This window comes from Janibacter sp. UYMM211 (assembly GCF_040547045.1).
Taxonomy (GTDB): domain Bacteria; phylum Actinomycetota; class Actinomycetes; order Actinomycetales; family Dermatophilaceae; genus Marihabitans; species Marihabitans melonis.
Genome location: NZ_JBEPOY010000006.1, coordinates 12,326 through 30,609, shown reverse-complemented (window position 1 = coordinate 30,609; position 18,284 = coordinate 12,326). Strand labels below are relative to the sequence as shown.

Sequence of the window (18,284 nt, the reverse complement as noted above, 5' to 3'; positions counted from 1 at the left end):
CGTCTGGCTCGACGTCCGGGTGCCGAAGGGGGGTCCCCACCGCTGAGCGTCACCTCACCGCGCCGTCCGCGTAAGGTCGCCGCATGACCGCCGTCGCCGATCCTGGCCCCACGGCCGACGGCACCCAGGTCCTCGACGCCTACCGTCGGCGGGTCGAGGAGCATCTCGACGGCGTCGACGAGACCCTCACGGTCGACGGCACCCGACCCCACACCGACGCGCTCGTCGCGACGATCGAGCGGCTCGGGCTGCCCGGCCTGCTCGCCCGGCAGCGCGAGACCGAGCGCTTCGTCGCCGACGACGGCATCACCTACGGCACCCGGGGCCAGGAGCAGGGAGCCGCACCACCACCGTCGGGGACGCCGCAGACCGGGGCCCCGTGGACGGTCGACCCGCTGCCGCTCGTCATCGGCACCGAGGAGTGGGCCCAGCTCGAGCGTGGCGTGCGCCAGCGTGCCCATCTGCTCGACGCCGTGCTCACCGACCTCACCGGCGAGCAGCGGCTCGTGCGGGACGGCACGATCCCCGGCCAGGTGGTCTACGGGCACGGGGGCTGGCTGCCGCAGGCCGAGGGCATCACGCTGCCCGGGGCCCACCAGCTCGTGCTGCCGGCGACCGACCTCGCCCGGGACCGCGAGGGCACATGGCGCGTCTTCGCCGACCGCGCGCAGGCCCCGAGCGGCGCCGGGTACGCGATGGCGAACCGACGCATCGTCGCCCGCGTCATGCCCGACCTGCACCGGGCGAGCGACCTGTCGCGGCTGCGCGGCTTCTTCTACGGCGTCCAGCGCGCGGTCCGCCAGGTGGCGCCGCGCACGCAGGACAGCCCCCGCGTCGTCATCCTCAGCCCGGGCACCCTGTCCGAGACCGCCTTCGACCAGGCCTTCCAGGCCATGCTCCTCGGCTTCCCCCTCGTCGAGTCCGAGGACCTCGTCTCGCGCGACGGCCGGATCTGGATGCGCACGACGAGCGGGCTGGCCCCGGTCGACGTCGTCATCCGCCGCGTCGACGCGGACTGGTGCGACCAGCTCGAGCTGCGCCCCGAGTCCCGGCTCGGCCTGCCCGGCATGGTCGAGGCCGCCCGGCTCGGCAACGTCTCCGTCGTCAACCCGCTGAGCGCGGGCCTGCTCGAGAACCCCGCGCTCATCCCCTACCTGCCGACGGTGTGCCGACGTGTCCTCGGCGAGGAGCAGATCCTGCACTCGCCGCGCACCTGGTGGGCCGGCGAGGACACGCACCGCCAGCACGTGCTCGCCCATCTCTCGAGCCTCGTCATCCGCCCCATCCACCGCTTCGCCGGCAGCGACGCGATCCGCGGGTGGGACCTCGACCAGGCCCAGCGCGAGGCCCTCGCCGCGCGCATCGAGGACGAGCCCTGGCGCTGGACCGCGCAGGACCCGGTGTCGATGTCGAGCGCGCCGGTCGTCACGCCGCAGGGGCTCGACCCGCGCAACGTCGTGCTGCGGACCTTCGCCGTCGCCGACGACGAGGACTACCTCGTCATGCCCGGCGGCCTGGGCCGGCTGAGCGTCGAGCGCGACTCCGCCGACGTCTCCTCGGGCCGCGGCGCGCCGAGCAAAGACGTGTGGGTGCTCGCCGGCGACATCCCCTCCGTCACCCGCGACGACGGGGTGCTGCCCGAGCTCGTGCCCAGCCCGGCCATCGACCACGCCGAGGCCTTCGTCGCCCCGGCGCCGCGCGTCGCCTCCGACCTCTACTGGCTCGGCCGCTACGCCGAGCGCGCCGAGTGCGCGGCCCGCGTGCTGCGGGTCGCCGACAACCTCGTCGACGACCACGCCCAGCGTCCCGGCACGACCGGTCACGCGGCGATGGTCGCCGTGCTCCGGGCGGTCACCGAGATCACCTCGACCCGCCCCGGCTTCGTCGGCGCGGGCAGCGACGAGCGCCTCGTCGACCCCCTGCCCCACCTGCGCGACCTCGTCCTCGACCCCCGCCTGTCGGGCTCGGTGACCTGCAGCGCGCGGCGCGCGGTCGTCGCCGCCCAGGCCGTGCGCGAGCAGCTCTCGCAGGACACCTGGCTCGTCATGAGCCGCCTCGAGCACACGCTCGCGCACGTCCGGCCCGAGGACGACCTGCAGGAGATCCTCATGGAGAGCATCGAGGCCTTCCTCGCGCTCTCCGGGATCTCCGTCGAGTCCACCGTGCGCGACCCGGCCTGGGCCTTCACCGAGGCCGGCAAGCGGATGGAGCGCGCCCAGCAGACGATCCGTCTGCTGCGCCGCACCCTCGCCGTCGTGCGCACCCCGCTCGTCGAGGGCGCGGTCAGCGAGTCCGCCCTCACCGCCGCCGAGTCCGTCATCACCTACCGCCGCCGCCTCGCTGCCGGGCTGGGGCCGCTGTCGGCGACCGAGTCCGCGCTCGACCTGCTCCTGCGCGACCGCATCAACCCGCGCTCCGTCGTCTTCCAGGTCGAGCGGCTCACCGAGGCCCTCGACCTCGTCGGCGACGACGCCGTCGTCGAGGCCACCCGAGCCCTCGCCGAGCACATCGCCGGTCTCGACCTGCCCCAGCTCATGCGCGACGACCGGGCGGGACTCGTCTCCGAGCTCGACCGCCTCGACGCGGCGCTGCGCGCCGAGCACGACCGCGTCGTCGAGCGCTACTTCGTGCGCAAGGCCACGCAGCACACCGTCCAGACCGTCTCGTGGACCGACGGGGTGGCCTGGTGAGCACCGTCCCCCACCCCGTGCCGGACCCCGAGCACCACTCGCGCCGGCCCTACGAGGTGACCCACCGCACGGAGTACCAGTACGCCGAGTACGTCACCGACTCCTTCGGCCGGGCCATGCTCGCCCCGCGCGAGACCGCGCACCAGCGCGTCCTCGAGCACACCGTCGAGATCACCCCCGAGCCCCACGTCCTCTCCGAGCACGTCGACCACTTCGGCAACCTCAGCCACTTCTACGAGGTGCGCACCCCCCACACGACGCTGTCGGTGCTCAAGCGCTCGGTCGTCGAGGTCGAGTGGCCCGCCCCGGACCTCGCCCGGCTCGACGGGTGGAGCGTCGGCGAGGCGGCCGAGATCATCGCCGCGGGCGGGATCCGGGAGCACACGACCGAGGAGGGGGTGGGGGATCCCCCTTCGCCCCCGACCCTCGACCTCGTCGAGGCGACCCAGTACGTCCTGCCCAGCCAGCTCGTCGACCTCACCGACGAGGTGGAGACCTACGCCCGGCAGGTCCTGCCCGAGGACCGCCCGCTCGGCCAGGCCCTCGTCGCGCTGTACTCGCAGATCTACCGCGACTTCCGGTACGCGAAGGGGACGACGAGCGTCAAGACGACCCTGCCCGAGCTCCTCGCCCAGCGCGAAGGGGTGTGCCAGGACTTCGCCCACCTCGCCGTCGGCTGCCTGCGGGTCGTCGGCATCCCCGCGCGGTACGTCTCGGGCTACATCGAGACGATGCCCCCGCCGGGCAAGACCAAGCTCGCCGGCTCGGACGCCACCCACGCGTGGGTCTCGGCGATGACCCCCGACGGCGGCTGGGTCGACCTCGACCCGACGAACGACCACTTCGCCGACAGCCGGTACGTCGTCACCGGGTGGGGCCGCGACTTCCGCGACGTCTCGCCGCTCAAGGGCGTGATCTTCACCGAGGGCCGCGGCAGCACGCTCGACGTCGCCGTCGACGTCATCCGTCAGGACCGCCCCGACCCCCGCGTCCACCCCCGTCCGCCCCGTCCCCAGGAGGCCCGATGACCACCGCCTTCGTCCTCGGAGGTGGCGGCGTGCTCGGCGCGACCGAGGTCGGCATGCTGCGCGCCCTGCTCGAGCACGGCATCACCCCCGACCTCGTCGTCGGGTCGAGCATCGGCTCGATCAACGGCGCCTTCGTCGCCGCCGACCCCAGCAGCGCGACCGTCGCCCGGCTCGAGGAGCTGTGGGTCGACGTCGTGCGCTCGGGCGCGCTGCGCGAGTCGCCCGTGCGCCAGGCCGCCCGCCTGGCCCGCAGCGGCACCCACGTCATGTCGCCGGGCACGATCCCGCGTCTCGTCACGCAGTACCTCGAGACCGAGCTCATCGAGGACCTGCCCGTGCCCTTCCAGTGCGTCGCCGCCGAGATCGAGTCGGCCCGCTCGCACTGGTTCACCGCCGGCGAGATCGCCCCCGCGGTCGCCGCGAGCTGCGCGGTGCCCGGGCTCTTCGCGCCGGTCGAGATCGGCGGGCTGCACTACCTCGACGGCGGCCTCGTCCACTCGATCCCCGTCGGCCGGGCGCTCGAGCTCGGCGCGGACCGGATCTTCGTGCTCCACGTCGGCCGGGTCGAGCAGCCCCTCAGCGTGCCGGCGACCCCGTGGGACGTCGGGATGGTCGCCTTCGAGATCGCCCGCCGGCACCGCTTCGTCGAGGAGATCGCGACGGTCCCCGAGGACGTCGAGCTGCACGTGCTGCCCAGCGGGGTCGAGCGCTCCCCCGCCCTGGCGACCCTGAGCGTCGGACGTGGCGAGCGGGTGTCCGACCGCATCACCGCCGCCTACGAGGCGACGGCCGACCACCTCGCCCTGCACGCATGAAGATCGGTCCCCCGCCGTACTGGGTGCAGGTCGTCCTGCGCTTCGTCTACCCGCCGCTCGCCGTCCTCGTCACGGTGGCCGCGCTGCCGCTCATCGCCCTCGGCGTGCTGCTGTGGCCGCTCGACCGTCGCATGCGTCTGGCGCGCGTCGTCTTCCTCGCCGTGTACTTCATGTGGGAGGACGTGAGCATCCTCGTGCAGTGCATGTGGCTGCGGGTGCGCTCTCCCGTCGACCGGGGCGAGGACTGGATCGCCCATCACGAGCAGCTCGTCGCGCACGCGCTGGAGAACTTCTTCCGCACCGCGCAGCGCGTCGTCTCCTTCCACGTCGTCGCCGACGGCGAGATCGACCTCGGCGACCCCACCCGCCCGGCGGTCGTCCTCTCGCGGCACGCCGGCCCCGCCGACTCCCTCGCCCTCGCGTGGATCATCGCGGCGAAGGCCCGCCGGGTGCCCCGTGTCGTCCTCGCCGCAGGCCTGCTGTGGGACCCGGGCCTGGCGCTCGTCCTGCGCCGGCTGCGCGCGTACTTCGTGCCGTCGCGCTCCGGGGCCGGCGACGACCGGACGAAGGGGGTGGCCGACCTCGCCCGCGGCCTGGCCCCCCGGGACGCCCTGCTCATCTTCCCCGAGGGACGCAACTGGACGATGCACCGTCAGCAGGCCGGGGTCGAGGCGCTGCGCGCCGAGGGCGAGCACGAGCGCGCCGAGCAGGCGGCCCGCTGGCGCTGGGTGCTCCCGCCCCGCCAGCGCGGGGTGCAGGCCATCCTCGAGGCCCGACCCGACGCGGACGTCGTCGTCGTCGCGCACACCGGGCTCGAGCTCTTCGACTCGCCGGGCGACATCTGGCGGGGCATCCCCTTCGGCCCCACCGAGGGTCTCGTCGTGCGCACGACGACCTACCCGGCGGGCGACGTGCCGCGCGACCCCGACGAGGTCGCCACCTGGCTCGACGAGCGCTGGACCGAGGTGGACGCCTGGGTGGAGAGCCACCGCCGGCCCGGGCTGCGAGGATCGTGAGCATGCTGCGCCGCCGCGACCTGCCGCTGCCGATGACGATCTCGCCGGAGGCCGCCGAGGTGGCGCACCGCGCCGACAGCACCCCGCACCGGTGGCCGCTCACCCCGCGCGTCACCGCCGTGCTGCGCCGCCGCGGCGCCCGCGAGCGCCAGGAGGCGGTGACGGCGATCGCGCGTCGGCTCGGGGTCGACGTCACCGCCTCGCAGGTCGCCGTGACGAGCGGGGGCTCCACTGTCCGCTCGCTCGTCATGACCCCAGCCGGCCCGGAGCGGGCCCGGGACGCCGGTGAGGACGAGCCGTGGGTCTTCTGGGTCCACGGCGGGGGCTTCTGCTGGGGCTCGGCGCTCGACGGCTCGGCGGTGCAGCTCGCGCACGACCTCGAGGTGCCCGTCGTCTCCGTCGAGTACCCGCTCGCCCCGGAGCACCCCTTCCCCGCCGGGCTCGACGCGTGCGTCGCCGCCTACGAGGCCCACGTCGCGCAGTGGGGCCCGAGGGTCCTGCTCGCCGGCCTGTCCGCCGGGGCCAACCTCGCCCTCGGCGTCCTCGCCCGGCTGCGCGCCGCCGGCAGCCCGCAACCGGTCGGGGTGCTCGCCGCGACCCCCTTCGCCGATCTCGCCGGTCACGGCGACTCCTACAGCGGCAACGAGGGGCGCGACGCCTACGTGCGGTGGTCGGGCCAGCAGGAGCGCTTCGCGCGCGCCTACCGCGGGCGGACCGGCGCCGACGACCCCTTCGTCTCGCCGGTGCACCAGGTGTGGGGCGAGCCGCCCGTGCCGCCGACGCTGCTCACGTCCGGCACGCGGGACCTCTTCCTCTCCGACGCGGTGCGCCTGCAGCGCAGCCTGCGCGCGAGCGGCGGCGACGTCGAGCTCGCGCTGTGGGAGGGCATGTGGCACGCCTTCCAGAACGACACCGCCTCGCCCGAGGCCCGCGAGTGCCTCGCCGAGACGGCAGCCTTCGGGCGGCGGGTCCTGCGCCTTCGAGACTGACGCCTCGAACCGACGCGGATTGCCTGGACGACGACGCGGGCTGAGCGGGCCATGTCCGGTAGACCAGGGGCATGACGGATCAGGCAGAGCACACGCCCGCCTTCAGCGTCCTCGGTGACCTCGGTGGTCAGCTCGTCGCGACGGCGGTCCACGCCGGGCACGACCTGCGGCCCGAGGTCGCGCAGGAGATGGTCCTCGACGAGGAGGTGCGTCTGCGCGAGGAGGACCCGTGCACGGACCGCTTCATCGCCCACCTGCCCGCGCGGGTCGTCGCCCACCGCTCCCGCTTCGAGGTCGACCTCAACCGCGTGCGCGAGGAGGCCGTCTACCGCGAGCCGGACGACTGCTGGGGCCTCGAGGTCTGGCGCGAGCACCCGCTCGACGACGCGATCGCGCAGCGCTCGCTCGAGGTCTACGACGACTTCTACTCCACCCTGGCCACCCACCTCGACGAGATCTCCGCCCGCGGCCCCTTCGTCGTCTACGACGTGCACTCCTACAACCACCGCCGGGACGGCTCCGGCGCACCGCCGGCCGACCCCGACGACAACCCCGAGGTCAACGTCGGGACCGGCTCGCTGGACCGCGAGCGCTGGGGGCGGGTCGTCGACGCCTTCATCGACTCCTTCTCGACGTCGTGGACGACCATCCACGGCCCGCGCGAGCAGCGCGACGTGCGCGAGAACGTCAAGTTCGTCGGCCGCGGCCTGGCCCAGTGGGTCCACTCGCGCTACCCCGACACCGGCATCGTCCTGGCCATCGAGATGAAGAAGACCTACATGGACGAGTGGAGCGGCCAGCCCGACGACGAGGCCGTGAGCCGCATCGCCGCGGCGCTCGCCGACACCTACGAGCCGGTGCTCGCCGCGCTCGACCGGATCACCGGGCGGGGCACCGAGCTGTGAGCGAGGACGCGCCCGCGCTGCGCCGGGTCTCGGTCGCGGACCTCGCCGTCGACCACGCCCTGGCGCAGATGTCGGGCTCGATGCGCTTCCTGCTCGACATCACCCCGGTGAACTCCGACGAGATCAAGGCCGACTTCGTCGCCGGTCGCGTGCACGACCCGGTCTTCGTCTACCGCGAGCTCGAGGCCGACCCCGAGGTGCTGCGCCAGGTCGTCGACAACGTCGTCGTCTCCTCCGTCGAGGACCCGACCCTGGCGACCCTGCTGCGCGCCAAGCAGCGCGAGCTGGGGCTCCAGCTCGACATGCTGCGGGCCCGTGACAGCGAGGACTTCCGCGCCCTGAGCACCGAGCTCTACGGGTCGGCCTCGCCCTCCCTTCGTGCCCAGGCCGAGCACGTCCTCGAGGCCGTCCCGCGGCCCGAGGCGAAGGGGGAGTCCCTCACCGCGCAGGAGTTCCTCGAGCTCGCCCAGGCCGAGATCGACCACTACGCGCAGATCGACCCCGAGGTCGACATGCACGCCGAGATCCGCGACGAGGTCAACGGCATCATGGTGAGCGGCAACACCCTGCTCGTCGACCCGGACTCGGCGGTGCAGCGCGCCCGCGCCGACGCGCTCATCCAGCACGAGGTTGGCACGCACCTCGTCACCCAGGTCAACGGCTCGGCGCAGCCGGTCCAGGTGCTCGGCACCGGTCTCGCCGGCTACGACGAGACCCAGGAGGGGCTGGCCGTGCTCGCCGAGATCGGCTGCGGCGGGCTCACCCCCTTCCGGCTGCGCCAGCTCGCCGCCCGCGTCGTCACCGTGCACCGGATGAGCAGCGGCGCGAGCTTCGTCGACGCCTGGCGCGGGCTCGTCGACGAGGGCTTCCCGGAGGCCAGCGCCTTCACGACGACGATGCGTGCCTACCGCTGCGGCGGTCTGACGAAGGACGCGATCTACCTGCGCGGTCTCGTCGACCTGCTCGCACACCTGCGCGACGGCGGGTCGCTCGAGCACCTGTGGCTCGGCAAGTTCTCGCTCGACGACCTGCCGCTCGTGCGCTCCCTCGCGCAGGACGGCGTGCTCGGGCCGCCGCGCCTCATGCCACGGTGGCTCGCCGACCCCGACGCCGCGGACCGCCTCGCCGACGCCGCCGCCCAGGCCGACGACGTCGCCGCCATCTGCACGCCCGCGGGCCCACCCCCGCCCGCGGACCCGACCGACCCCCCTTCGAAGGAGACCCCATGAAGATCGGCTTCGTCGTCAACGACGTCGCGACCGAGAAGTCCGTCTACACGACGACCCGCCTCGCGATGACCGCCCACCGGATGGGCCACGAGGCGTACCACATGGGGATCGGGGACTTCGCCTACGAGGCGGACGGCTCGCTGTCCGCGCGGGCGCGCACCGCGTCCTCCAAGAGCTACAAGTCGCTCGAGCGCTACCTCGCCGACGTGCAGAAGCCCGACGTCGAGCAGCGCCTGCGGGTCGACGAGTTCGACGTCGTCATGCTGCGCTTCGACCCCGCCGACGACGCGGAGGAGAACCCGTGGGCCGGCAACGCGGGCGTCGCCTTCGGGCAACTCTTCGCCGCCGCCGGCGTGCTCGTCGTCAACGACCCGACGTCGCTGGCCAACGCGCTGAGCAAGGCCTACTTCCAGCACTTCCCCGAGATCGTGCGGCCGCGCACCCTCATCTGCCGCGACGAGGAGATGATCGAGCAGTTCGTCGCCGACCTCGGCGGGCGCGCGGTGCTCAAGCCGCTGCAGGGCTCCGGCGGCAGCGGGGTCTTCCTCGTCAACAGCAAGGAGTCGCCGAACCTCAGCCAGATCATCGAGGCGATCTCGCGCGACGGCTACGTCGTCACCCAGGAGTACCTGCCCGAGGCCAAGGACGGCGACATCCGCATGTTCGTCATGAACGGCCGTCCGCTCGAGGTCGACGGCCAGGTCGCGGCCTTCCGCCGGGTGAGCCAGAGCGACGACCTGCGCTCGAACATGTCGACCGGCGGCAAGGCGCAGAAGGTGAAGATCACCGACGACATGCTCGAGATGGTCGAGGCCGTGCGGCCCAAGCTCATCGCCGACGGCATGACGCTCGTCGGGCTCGACATCGTCGGCGACAAGCTCATGGAGGTCAACGTCTTCAGCCCCGGCGGCTTCGGCTCGTGCGAGCAGCTCTACGGCATCGACTTCGTGCCGCGGGTCATCGAGGACCTCGAGCGCAAGGTGAGCGTGCGCCGGCACTACAGCGACATCCCGAACGTGCGGCTCGCGACGCTCTAGGCCGAGCCAGGGTCGCGCACGACGACGACCGGCACGTCGTGCTCGCGGCCGAGCTGCTCCCAGTGGGCGCTCGGCCGCGACGCGAAGGCCGTCTCGAGCTCCGACCTCGTCGAGCCGACGTGCTCGGCGAGACGGGCCGCGAAGTGGGGCTCGATCGCCCCTACCGCGACGTACCCGTCCGAGGTCGCGTAGATCGCGTACCCCGGCAGCGCGCCGCCGAGGACGGCGCCCGGGCCGGTGAGCCCGTGCCGCAGCGAGGCGGCGGCATCGTCGGCGACCTCGTCGAGCACGACCCGCTCGTGCACGGCCGCGCCGAGGCTCTCCCGCACCCGCAGCCCGGCGAGCGTCGCCGACACGGCGCGCTCGGAGCCCAGCACGTCGACCATCGGCACGAGGGGCATCGTGGGCGGCGCGACCATGCCGCGCGAGGCCTGGTAGGTGAGGTCGTGCCCGGCCTCCTCGGCGTGGTCCCCGTCGTAGCCGACGACCTCGACGAGGAGCAGGCCGTGGCGCTCGACGCTCTCGGGCAGGCCGAGCCGCTCCAGCGCCGAGGGGCGCATCGAGGTGAGCAGGACGTCGGCGCCGGCGAGCCGGTCCTCGAGGGCCGCCCGGTCGGCGGGGTCCTTGAGGTCGAGCCGGACGACCTCCTGACCGCGGACGAGCTCGGCGTACCAGGTGGGCGCGACGAGGCCGAGGGGGTCGCCCGTCGGGGGCTCGACCTTCGTCACCGAGGCGCCCATCGAGGTCAGCCGGGCAGCGGCGAGCGGGCCGGGGAGGTTGACGGCGAGGGAGACGACACGGACGCCGTCGAGCGGGCGGTGGGCAGCGGTCATGGCGTCATCGTCGCCGATCCCCCGCCGTCCGGCGCAGGTCCGGTCGAAGAAGGATCGTCACCTCGAGGTGACGATCCTTCTTCGAACCACGAGGGCGCCGCCGGCGAGACCGGCGACGACCAGCACCAGGCCCGCGACGCCGCGGGGCCCGCCCCAGAGCACACCGTCGCCGAGCCACCCCCGCGCGAGCGGCTCGAGGACCACCCCGGCGGGCACGACGAGCCGGGCGAGCGCGCCGAGGCCGTCACGGCGCCGGGCGAGCGCGCCGACGAGCCCGAGCGGCACCCCGGCGACGGCCGCGGCGACGAGCCACCCGAGGTTGTCGGCCAGGCCGGACCACGGGGTGAGCCCCGTGAGCGCCCCGAGCACGTAGTAGGTCACCAGCGAGAGCAGCCCGACGGCCGGTCCCGCCAGGGCGGCAGCCCACGGGCGCCGCACGAGCCAGCCGGCGAGCACCGCCTGGCCGGCCCACACCGACCCGGCGTTGGCGAGCACGAGGACCACCCGGGCGGCGGGGTGCCCGTCGAGCTGGTCGGCGGCCGCCGCCGCGAGCAGCGTGAGCACCGCGAGCCCTGCCCCGACGAGGGCGACGAGCGCCCAGGCCCGTCTCACCGCCCGGGGTGGCGCAGCGACTCCAGCCAGCTCGACGCCTCGGCGAAGGCGGTGTCGGAGGTCAGCGGGTCGACGGAGACCGCCTGGCCGTTCGCCGCCGGGTAGGAGCCGACGAAGCGGACCTCGGCACACACGCGGTGCAGGCTCATGAGCGCCTCGCCGACACGGGCGTCCGCGACGTGCCCCTCGAGGTCGATGGAGAAGCAGTACGACCCCATCGACTCCTTCGTCGGGCGCGACTCGAGCCGGGTCATGTTGATCCCGCGGGCGGCGAGCTGCTCGAGCAGCTCGAGCAGACCACCCGCGCGGTCGCTGCGCTGGTAGAGCACGACCGTCGTCTTGTCGAAGCCGGTCGGCGTCGGCAGCCACTCGGGACGCGAGACGACGACGAAGCGCGTCACCGCCGAGGACAGGTCGCCGATGTCGTGGGCGAGCACCTGCAGGCCGTGGTTGTGAGCGGCCACGGGGGCGCACACGGCGGCGTCGAAGGGGGCACCCCCCGCCGCGAGGTCGGCGGCGGCCGACGCGGTCGACAGGGTCGCGACGTAGCCCGCCTCGGGGGCGTGCTGCTGGGCCCACCCGCGCACCTGAGCCCACGCGTGCGAGTGCGTGCCGATGGCGCGCACGTCGGCGAGCTCGACGCCCTCACGGGCGGCGATGACGAAGGTGATCGGCACGAGGACCTCGCCGGTGACGCTCAGCGGCGCACCCGAGGCGAGCGCGTCGAGGGTGGCGCTCACTCCCCCTTCGACGGAGTTCTCGATGGGCACGACGGCCGCGTCGATCTCGCGCTCGCGCACCGCGGTGAGGGCGGCGTCGACGGACCCGAAGGGGACGTGCTCGGCGCTCGTCGCGGGTCGCCACGACAGCAGCGCCATCTGGGTGAAGGTGCCCTCGGGCCCGAGGTAGCCGAAGCGCGTCACGTGTCCTCCTAGCGGTCCTGCCGGTCAGCGCCAGTCTCGCCCAGAGGCGCCGGCGGCGGCCACGCGGTCCCGCTCCTCGGCATGACGGTGGACGACGGCGCCGCTCAGGCGGTCGGCGACCCGGCCCGCGCAGCGGCGACGGCCTGGCGCTCCTCCGGGGTGAGGGTCGTCTCGGACTCGCCGCCGGTGACCCCCTTCGCGTACGTCCGCGACTCGCCGCGGCCGTGGATCGAGGTGAGGACGAGGCCGTCGCCCTGCCCGTCGAGGAGCGCGGCGGAGAAGGAGAGCCGCCCACCCATGTCGCCGAAGGCGTCGTAGCGCACGACCGCGACCCGGCTCAGCGCGGCGTCGACCTCGGCGCGCAGACGACGGGCGTCGGCGTCGCCGATCGGGGAGCCGCGCTCGACCTCGGCGAGGCGTCGGCGCAGGACGCCGAGCTGACGGGCCAGGCCGAGCGCAAGCAGCACGGCGAGGGCCGCGACGACGAGCGCGACGACGGAGAGGAGCACGGCTGCGACCCTAGCCCTCGGCCCGGTCTGCGCCGACGCCCGCTCGTGGTCCGCGAGCCCCGGTCGTCGCGGGCCCGCGACGACCGGGCGTCGCGGACTGCGAGCGGGGCTCGAGGGCGTCGGCGCGGTGGATCGCCCAGGCGAGGAGCCCGAGGATCACGAGCGAGCCGATGACGTTGCCCTCGACGAGGACGTCGCCGACGACGGCCGGCTCGCGCCCCTCCCGCTTCCACAGCACGCCCCAGAAGGGCATCGTGCACACGAACCACGCGAAGGGGATCGCGGCCGCGACGACGCGCGGGCGGTCGCGCCAGGCCGCGGCGCCGAGGATCGCCGGCACGATCACCATGAGCCAGTGCAGGTGGTGCACCCACGAGACCGGCGAGAGCAGGAAGCCTGCGAGCCCGATGACCGCGGCCTCCATGAGCCAGTCGCCCTGCTGGTAGGCGCGACGGCCAAGCCAGAAGACGACGACGCCGACGACGAGAAGGTACGGCGCCCAGGCGAGGAGCAGCTCGCTGCCGTCGAGGCCGCGGCGCAACAGCAGCGCCCGGAAGGCCTGGTTGGCCGAGCCGTCGTTGGGGCCGAGCCGCGTGGGGTCGGACAGCGCCCCGCCCCAGAAGGCGAAGGAGGCCGGCGGCAGGATCATCCATGCCCCGACGGAGACGAGCGTCGCGGTGATGATCGCGGTCGCGGCCTCGCGCCAGCGGCGGCACACGAGGTAGTGGATGACGAAGACGCCGGGCGTCAGCTTGATCGCCATGGCGAGCCCGACGAGCACCCCGGGCGGGACCGCGCGCAGCAGGCGCGTCCTCGGCCGCTTGAGGTCGAGCAGGATCGCGAGGACGAGGAAGGCGTTGATCTGCGCGAAGCGGATGCCGTCGCCGACCGGCTGGGTCCACAAGAAGGCCCCGGCCACCGCGGCGACGAGCACCGGCGCCCACGCCCCGGCCCGGTCGCGCAGGTGGTACCAGGCGACCCACGCGATGGCGAGGTCGGCGGCGAGCTGCAGGATCGTCCACGACCAGGCGGCGACGGCGAAGGGGACGAAGGCCAGCGGTACCGAGAGCAGCGCCGCGACCGGCGGGTAGGTGAAGGGCAGCAGCTGCGGCGGGTCGGTCATCTGCTCGTAGATCGGCCGGCCCTGGAGCACGGAGATGCCCGCCTCGCGGTAGACCTGGATGTCGACCTGCCACTGGTCCTGCGGGAAGAGGAACATGAACTTCGTGATCGGCCAGGCGGCGAGCGCGACGAAGACGAGAGCCGCGAGCACCCAGTGGGTCGTCGTCGGGGTCCGTCGGGTCACCGGGTCATGGTCGCAGACGTGGGTGGGTGCTCTCCTGCCGCCCGTGGCCTCAGAGGACGTCCAGGCTCGGCCCGCCACAATGGCCCGGTGACCCGACTCCTCCTCGCCCTCGTCGCCGCGTGCGCCGCTGTCCTCGGCGCGGTCCCGGCGGCATCGGCGACGGGTACCACGGCGCTCACGGCCCCCGACCCGAACCAGCCGGCGGTCGTCGTCCTCGGCGCCCCGGGGCTGAGCCTGCGCGACCTCTCGCCGCAGGAGACGCCGACCCTGTGGTCGCTCGCGACGAAGGGGGCCACCGCCGACCTCGTCGTGCGTGGCGGGTACCTGCAGACGTGCGGCGTCGACGGCTGGCTCAGCCTCGGCGCCGGCGGCCGGGTGGCCTTCCCCCGCCCGGGCAGCCCGGACCTCACCGACCCGGAGGCCGCGCCCGTCTGCCCCGAGGTGGGGCTGACCGGCACGGGCGCGGTCGAGGGCTGGGGCGACGCCGTCGACCTCGTCCGCGAGCGCAAGACCGACGCCACCCTCGGCGTCCTCGCGGACTCGCTGCGCGCCGCGGGCACGTGCGTGGAGGCCTCCGGCGGGGCGGGCGCGAGCATCGCCGCGGCGGACGGCCGCGGCGAGGTCGGTGACGGCTCCGGCGGGTGCGCGGTGCGTCTCGTCGACGTCGGCCAGGTCGACGGCGAGCGCGACGCGGCGCGGCAGGCCCAGGTGCGCGACGTCGACACGGCGGTGCAGGAGGCGGTCTCGGGCCTGCCCGAGGAGACCCTCGTCGTCGTCGCCGGTCTCGGCGACTCGGGCACCGGGCCCGCGCTGCGGGCCCTCGTCTACTCCGGCGGCGGCGACCCCCGCAGCGCGGCGGGCGTCGAGCCCGGCGCGCTCAGCTCGCCCACCACCCGGCGCACCGGCGTCGTCCAGCTGCCCGACCTCACCGCCGACCTCCTCGAGCGCGTCGGCGCCGAGCCCGTCGCCCCGCTCGCAGGTCGCCCCCTCTCCCTCGTCCGCGACGACCGCGGCGGTGCCGCCGAGCGCCTCGCAGACCAGGCCGACGTCGCCGGCCAGCTCGAGGTGGCCGACGCGAGCATCCCGCCCTTCTTCCGCGGCCTGGCCGCCGTCGTCGTCGTGGCGAGCGTCCTCGGCGCCCTGGCCTGGGCGCTGCTGCGTCGCCGCCCGGCCCGCCGCCCGCTCGTGCACGTCCTGCGCACCGCCGCCCTCGTCCTCGCGAGCGTGCCGGCCGCGACCTACGCGGCGACGCTCGCCCCGTGGTGGTCGGGCGACCACCCCGTCCTCGCCCTCGCCGGCTGGACGGCGCTGGGCGCCGGCCTGCTCACCGCCCTGGCCCTCGCGGTCACGGCCGGCAGCACCCGCCGTGGCCTCACCGCCGTCGGCGTCGTCGGCGGCGTTACCGCGCTCCTGCTCACCGCCGACCTCCTGCTGCGCGACGGCGCGTCGATCCTCCTCGGCGTCCTCGGCCTCCACCCCTGGGACGGCGGCCGCTTCTACGGCTTCGGCAACGTCCCCTTCGCCCTCTTCGTCACGGGCGCCCTGCTCGCGGTGACCGCGCTGCTCGACCCGCTCCTGCGCGCCGGCCGACGCCGGGCCGCGACCGCCCTGGCCGCCGTGCTCGGGCTCGTCCTGCTCGTCCTCGTGGCGGCCCCCTTCGTCGGGGCCGACGGCGGCGGCACCCTCGCGGTCGTGCCCGCGGTCGGCTACCTCGTCCTCGCCGTCTCCGGCGCCCGCGTGACGCTGCTGCGCCTGCTGCTCATCGGTGTCGTGACGGTCGGCGGCTTCCTCGCCGTCGCGGGGCTGGACTACCTGCGGCCCGAGGACGAGCGCAGCCACCTCGGACGCTTCTTCGGGCGCGTGCTCACCGGCGACGCGTGGGAGGTCGTCGAGCGCAAGCTCGTGATGAATCTCGAGATGCTCCTCGGTCCCGAGCGCGCGGCCCTGCTCGTGCCAGTCGGCCTCGTCCTCGTCATCTGGGCGCTCGCCCGTCCCGGCAGCCGCCTCGCTCGTCCGCTCGCCGGCCCGCTCGAGGAGCACCCGGCCCTGCGCCCGGGCCTCGTCGCGCTCGTCGTCGCGCTCACCGCCGGCTTCCTGCTCAACGACTCGGGCACGGGGATCCCGGCTGTCGCCTCGATCATCCTCGTGCCGAGCCTCGTCGTCCTCGCCCTGGCCTCCAGCCCGGCCGCAGGACGAGCAGCCACACGATCGCGGTGACGAGCGGCACGACGACCATCCGCCAGGCGAGTGTCACGGTCGCCATGTCCTCGGGGATGCGCACCCGCCCCGGCACGTAGCCGATCGCGACGACCGCGCCCTGCACGACGAGGGCCGTGAGCAGCCGCGGGGCCCGCCCGCCGTCGGCGACCCACCACGCGAGGGCCGCCCACATCGGCAGGGCGTACCAGGGCAGCACGTAGGCCGCGCCGAGCGCGTAGGCCGTGACGAGCACGACGAGCAGCCGTTGGGGCCCGTTGTCCGTGCCGGGCAGCCGGCGCCACAGGACGACGGCGAGCACGACGCACAGCACGGCCGACGCACGCGCGACCCAGGCCCGCGCGCTCGGCTCGGCGACACCGAGGTCGAGGACCGTGTAGACCGCGCGCCACGGGCTCGCGTAGCTCACCCCGTCGCTCGCGGTGAGCAGCTGACCGAAGACGTTGGGCCCCGCCCACAGGTGGAGGGGCACGGCGACTGCCAGGCCGGCGAGGACCACCGCGACCACCCGCGCCGCCGCCCCCTTCGCCGAGCCCCCCACCCCCCTCGCCACGGCCCTCACCCCCTTCGCCGAGGTATGGGGATCCGCCCTCTGGAGGCCCTCCGAAGAGCTGATCTCCATATCTCGGCGGAGGTAGAGCCAGGCGAGGACGAGCACGACGACGCCGGCGGTGATCTTCGTCGAGGCCGCGACGCCGGCGAGCGCCCCCGCGAGGAGGGCACCGGGCACCCCGCGCACCCGGGTCACGAGCAGCGCCCCGACGAGCGCGGTCGTCGCGAGGAGGTCGACGTGCGCGCCGAGCACGCCCGCACCGAGGACGAGGACGTTGCCGGTCCACCACGTGTCGACGCTCTCGCGGTCGCCGGTGAGCCGCAGCAGCAGCGCGCGAGCGATCAGCCAGGCGGCGACGACGAGGACCTGCCAGACCCAGACGACCTGACGCGGCAGCTCACCGCCGACGAGGGCCGACAGCCCCATGAGCCCGGTCGCGACCGGCCCGTAGACGCTCGGGGTGTCCTCCCACGGCGGCTGCACGGCCGAGGTGATCCGGTCCGGCCCGAAGTCCTGCGGGGTCGTCACCCACGGGTCGCCCCCCTCGACGAGGATGTGCCCGTAGGCGGCGTAGTTCGTGTGGTCGGCGGTGCCGTAGGGCACGGTGAGCAGGACGAGGCCGCCGACGAGCGCCCAGGCGGCCCAGGGGATGTCGAGCCGGGAGGGGACCCGCAGGCCGCGCAGCAGCGCGGCCGCGCCGAGCGCGTAGCCCGCGACCTGCAGCGCGACGACGACCCACCCACCCAGCGGCAGGTCGGGCAGGTGCGGCACCCAGCCCGCCGGGCCGAGCGGCGGGGCTGCGACCGAGGGGTGGGCGAGGCCGACGAGGAGCAGGCACAGGAGCGAGCCGGTGAGGAGACCGAGGCGAAGGGGGTCGCGCCCGGCTCGGTGAGGACCGGTCGGCAGCGCGTCGGGTGCGTCAGCCGCCACGGAAGCGCCGCTCGAGCAGGGCTCGCGAGACGTCGCGCATCTGACGGGCGCGGTGCACCTGACCGGCGAGGTCGGTCCCGGTCGCCCGGTGGGTGAGCGGCACGGGCACCTCGACGACCCGGCCCCCGGCGCGCAGGACGTCGACGAGCATCGCGGCCTCGACGCCCCACCCGGCGGCGAGGGGGCTCGCCCAGCCGAAGGCCTCACGCGTCATCACGCGCATGCCGTTGAGCGGCTGCTCGACCCGCCGTCCGGTCATCGTCTCGATCTGCCCGCGGGCCAGGCGCACGACCCGTCCCCCGCCCTGAGAGCTCGCGGCCCGCGGGATGTTGGCGACGGCGAGGTCGGCGACCCCGGCGAGGACCGGCTCGGCGAGCGGGCCGAGGTGCGCGGCCGACCCCTCGAGGTCGGCATCGGCGAAGAGCAGCACCCAGGGTGGGCCGCCCCGACGCGTCTCCTCCTCGGCGACCCGGGCGGCGCCGGTCGTCATCGCCGCGGCCTTGCCGAGGTTGGTCGGGTGGCGCACGACGAGCGCGCCGGCGTCGGCGGCGGCCGCCGCGGTGTCGTCGCTCGAGCCGTCGTCGACGACGACGACGAGCTCGACCTCGGGCAGGGCGCGCAGCGCGGCGACGGTGGCGCCGATGCGCTCCGCCTCGTCCTTGGCCGGGACGACCGCCGCCAGCGCGCTCATG

16 protein-coding genes are annotated in these 18,284 nt (G+C 74.7%); 9 read left to right on the top strand and 7 right to left on the bottom strand.

Going from position 1 to position 18,284, the window contains the following annotated elements:
- Positions 1-83 precede the first annotated feature (83 nt).
- The 8 genes from ABIB53_RS14710 to ABIB53_RS14675 all read left to right on the top strand — a co-directional run bounded on the left by ABIB53_RS14710 (position 84) and on the right by ABIB53_RS14675 (position 9,709).
- Complete coding sequence (locus ABIB53_RS14710; protein WP_354588724.1) at positions 84-2,690, top strand: circularly permuted type 2 ATP-grasp protein; 2,607 nt, start codon at positions 84-86, stop codon at positions 2,688-2,690.
- The gene (locus ABIB53_RS14705; protein ID WP_229300174.1) at positions 2,687-3,718 is read left to right on the top strand and encodes a transglutaminase family protein; all 1,032 of its coding nucleotides are present in this window, start codon (positions 2,687-2,689) and stop codon (positions 3,716-3,718) included. The genes ABIB53_RS14710 and ABIB53_RS14705 overlap by 4 nt, the downstream gene beginning before the upstream one ends.
- A complete protein-coding gene (locus ABIB53_RS14700) occupies positions 3,715-4,533 on the top strand; it encodes a patatin-like phospholipase family protein (protein WP_229300173.1) in 819 nt (272 codons plus the stop codon). The genes ABIB53_RS14705 and ABIB53_RS14700 overlap by 4 nt, the downstream gene beginning before the upstream one ends.
- Complete coding sequence (locus ABIB53_RS14695) at positions 4,530-5,549, top strand: 1-acyl-sn-glycerol-3-phosphate acyltransferase (RefSeq protein ID WP_354588723.1); 1,020 nt, start codon at positions 4,530-4,532, stop codon at positions 5,547-5,549. The genes ABIB53_RS14700 and ABIB53_RS14695 overlap by 4 nt, the downstream gene beginning before the upstream one ends.
- A 2-nt stretch (positions 5,550-5,551) precedes the next feature.
- Positions 5,552-6,538: an alpha/beta hydrolase gene (locus tag ABIB53_RS14690; protein ID WP_354588722.1), complete on the top strand. Its 987-nt coding sequence runs from the start codon at positions 5,552-5,554 to the stop codon at positions 6,536-6,538.
- A 71-nt stretch (positions 6,539-6,609) separates the two neighbouring features.
- On the top strand, positions 6,610-7,443 hold the full coding sequence (locus tag ABIB53_RS14685) for an N-formylglutamate amidohydrolase (protein ID WP_123092622.1): 834 nt from the start codon (positions 6,610-6,612) through the stop codon (positions 7,441-7,443).
- Positions 7,440-8,672 carry a peptidase MATCAP family protein gene (locus ABIB53_RS14680; protein WP_354588721.1) on the top strand — a complete coding sequence of 411 codons (1,233 nt, stop codon included), beginning with the start codon at positions 7,440-7,442 and terminating at the stop codon, positions 8,670-8,672. Before ABIB53_RS14685 ends, ABIB53_RS14680 begins: the two co-directional genes overlap by 4 nt.
- Positions 8,669-9,709 (top strand): glutathione synthetase, encoded by a 1,041-nt coding sequence (locus tag ABIB53_RS14675; protein WP_068271498.1) that lies wholly within the window; start codon positions 8,669-8,671, stop codon positions 9,707-9,709. The genes ABIB53_RS14680 and ABIB53_RS14675 overlap by 4 nt, the downstream gene beginning before the upstream one ends.
- On the opposite strand, the gene ABIB53_RS14670 is transcribed toward ABIB53_RS14675, so the two are convergent.
- From ABIB53_RS14670 to ABIB53_RS14650, 5 genes are all read right to left on the bottom strand, one after another.
- The gene (locus ABIB53_RS14670; RefSeq protein ID WP_354588720.1) at positions 9,706-10,542 is read right to left on the bottom strand and encodes a CoA transferase; all 837 of its coding nucleotides are present in this window, start codon (positions 10,540-10,542) and stop codon (positions 9,706-9,708) included. The two genes, ABIB53_RS14675 and ABIB53_RS14670, sit on opposite strands and share 4 nt — an antisense overlap.
- Positions 10,543-10,599: 57 nt before the next feature.
- Positions 10,600-11,154 (bottom strand): hypothetical protein, encoded by a 555-nt coding sequence (locus ABIB53_RS14665; RefSeq protein ID WP_354588719.1) that lies wholly within the window; start codon positions 11,152-11,154, stop codon positions 10,600-10,602.
- Positions 11,151-12,077 (bottom strand): prephenate dehydratase, encoded by a 927-nt coding sequence (pheA, locus tag ABIB53_RS14660; protein ID WP_123092625.1) that lies wholly within the window; start codon positions 12,075-12,077, stop codon positions 11,151-11,153. The genes ABIB53_RS14665 and pheA overlap by 4 nt, the downstream gene beginning before the upstream one ends.
- A 104-nt stretch (positions 12,078-12,181) precedes the next feature.
- On the bottom strand, positions 12,182-12,586 hold the full coding sequence (locus ABIB53_RS14655) for a DUF4446 family protein (RefSeq protein ID WP_354588718.1): 405 nt from the start codon (positions 12,584-12,586) through the stop codon (positions 12,182-12,184).
- Between the two features lie 10 nt (positions 12,587-12,596).
- Positions 12,597-13,892, bottom strand: coding sequence for a glycosyltransferase 87 family protein (locus ABIB53_RS14650; protein WP_354588717.1), 1,296 nt, complete (start codon positions 13,890-13,892; stop codon positions 12,597-12,599).
- 87 nt (positions 13,893-13,979) lie between these two features.
- Here ABIB53_RS14650 and ABIB53_RS14645 point away from each other — a divergent pair, with 87 nt between their 5' ends.
- Complete coding sequence (locus ABIB53_RS14645; RefSeq protein WP_354588716.1) at positions 13,980-16,109, top strand: hypothetical protein; 2,130 nt, start codon at positions 13,980-13,982, stop codon at positions 16,107-16,109.
- Here ABIB53_RS14645 and ABIB53_RS14640 read toward each other — a convergent pair.
- Positions 16,030-17,592: an MptA/MptB family glycosyltransferase gene (locus ABIB53_RS14640; protein WP_354588715.1), complete on the bottom strand. Its 1,563-nt coding sequence runs from the start codon at positions 17,590-17,592 to the stop codon at positions 16,030-16,032. The genes ABIB53_RS14645 and ABIB53_RS14640 overlap by 80 nt on opposite strands.
- A complete protein-coding gene (locus ABIB53_RS14635) occupies positions 17,582-18,283 on the bottom strand; it encodes a glycosyltransferase (RefSeq protein ID WP_123092629.1) in 702 nt (233 codons plus the stop codon). Before ABIB53_RS14635 ends, ABIB53_RS14640 begins: the two co-directional genes overlap by 11 nt.
- Between the last annotated feature and the right edge of the window lies 1 nt (position 18,284).

Bases quoted from the DNA above. Each gene is read 5' to 3' on its own strand.
- ABIB53_RS14675 (WP_068271498.1), top strand. From the start codon at position 8,669: ATGAAGATCGGCTTCGTCGTCAACGACGTCGCGACCGAGAAGTCCGTC.
- ABIB53_RS14700 (WP_229300173.1), top strand. From the start codon at position 3,715: ATGACCACCGCCTTCGTCCTCGGAGGTGGCGGCGTGCTCGGCGCGACC.
- ABIB53_RS14710 (WP_354588724.1), top strand. From the start codon at position 84: ATGACCGCCGTCGCCGATCCTGGCCCCACGGCCGACGGCACCCAGGTC.
- ABIB53_RS14670 (WP_354588720.1), bottom strand. From the start codon at position 10,542: ATGACCGCTGCCCACCGCCCGCTCGACGGCGTCCGTGTCGTCTCCCTC.
- ABIB53_RS14635 (WP_123092629.1), bottom strand. From the start codon at position 18,283: ATGAGCGCGCTGGCGGCGGTCGTCCCGGCCAAGGACGAGGCGGAGCGC.
- ABIB53_RS14685 (WP_123092622.1), top strand. From the start codon at position 6,610: ATGACGGATCAGGCAGAGCACACGCCCGCCTTCAGCGTCCTCGGTGAC.
- ABIB53_RS14695 (WP_354588723.1), top strand. From the start codon at position 4,530: ATGAAGATCGGTCCCCCGCCGTACTGGGTGCAGGTCGTCCTGCGCTTC.
- ABIB53_RS14690 (WP_354588722.1), top strand. From the start codon at position 5,552: ATGCTGCGCCGCCGCGACCTGCCGCTGCCGATGACGATCTCGCCGGAG.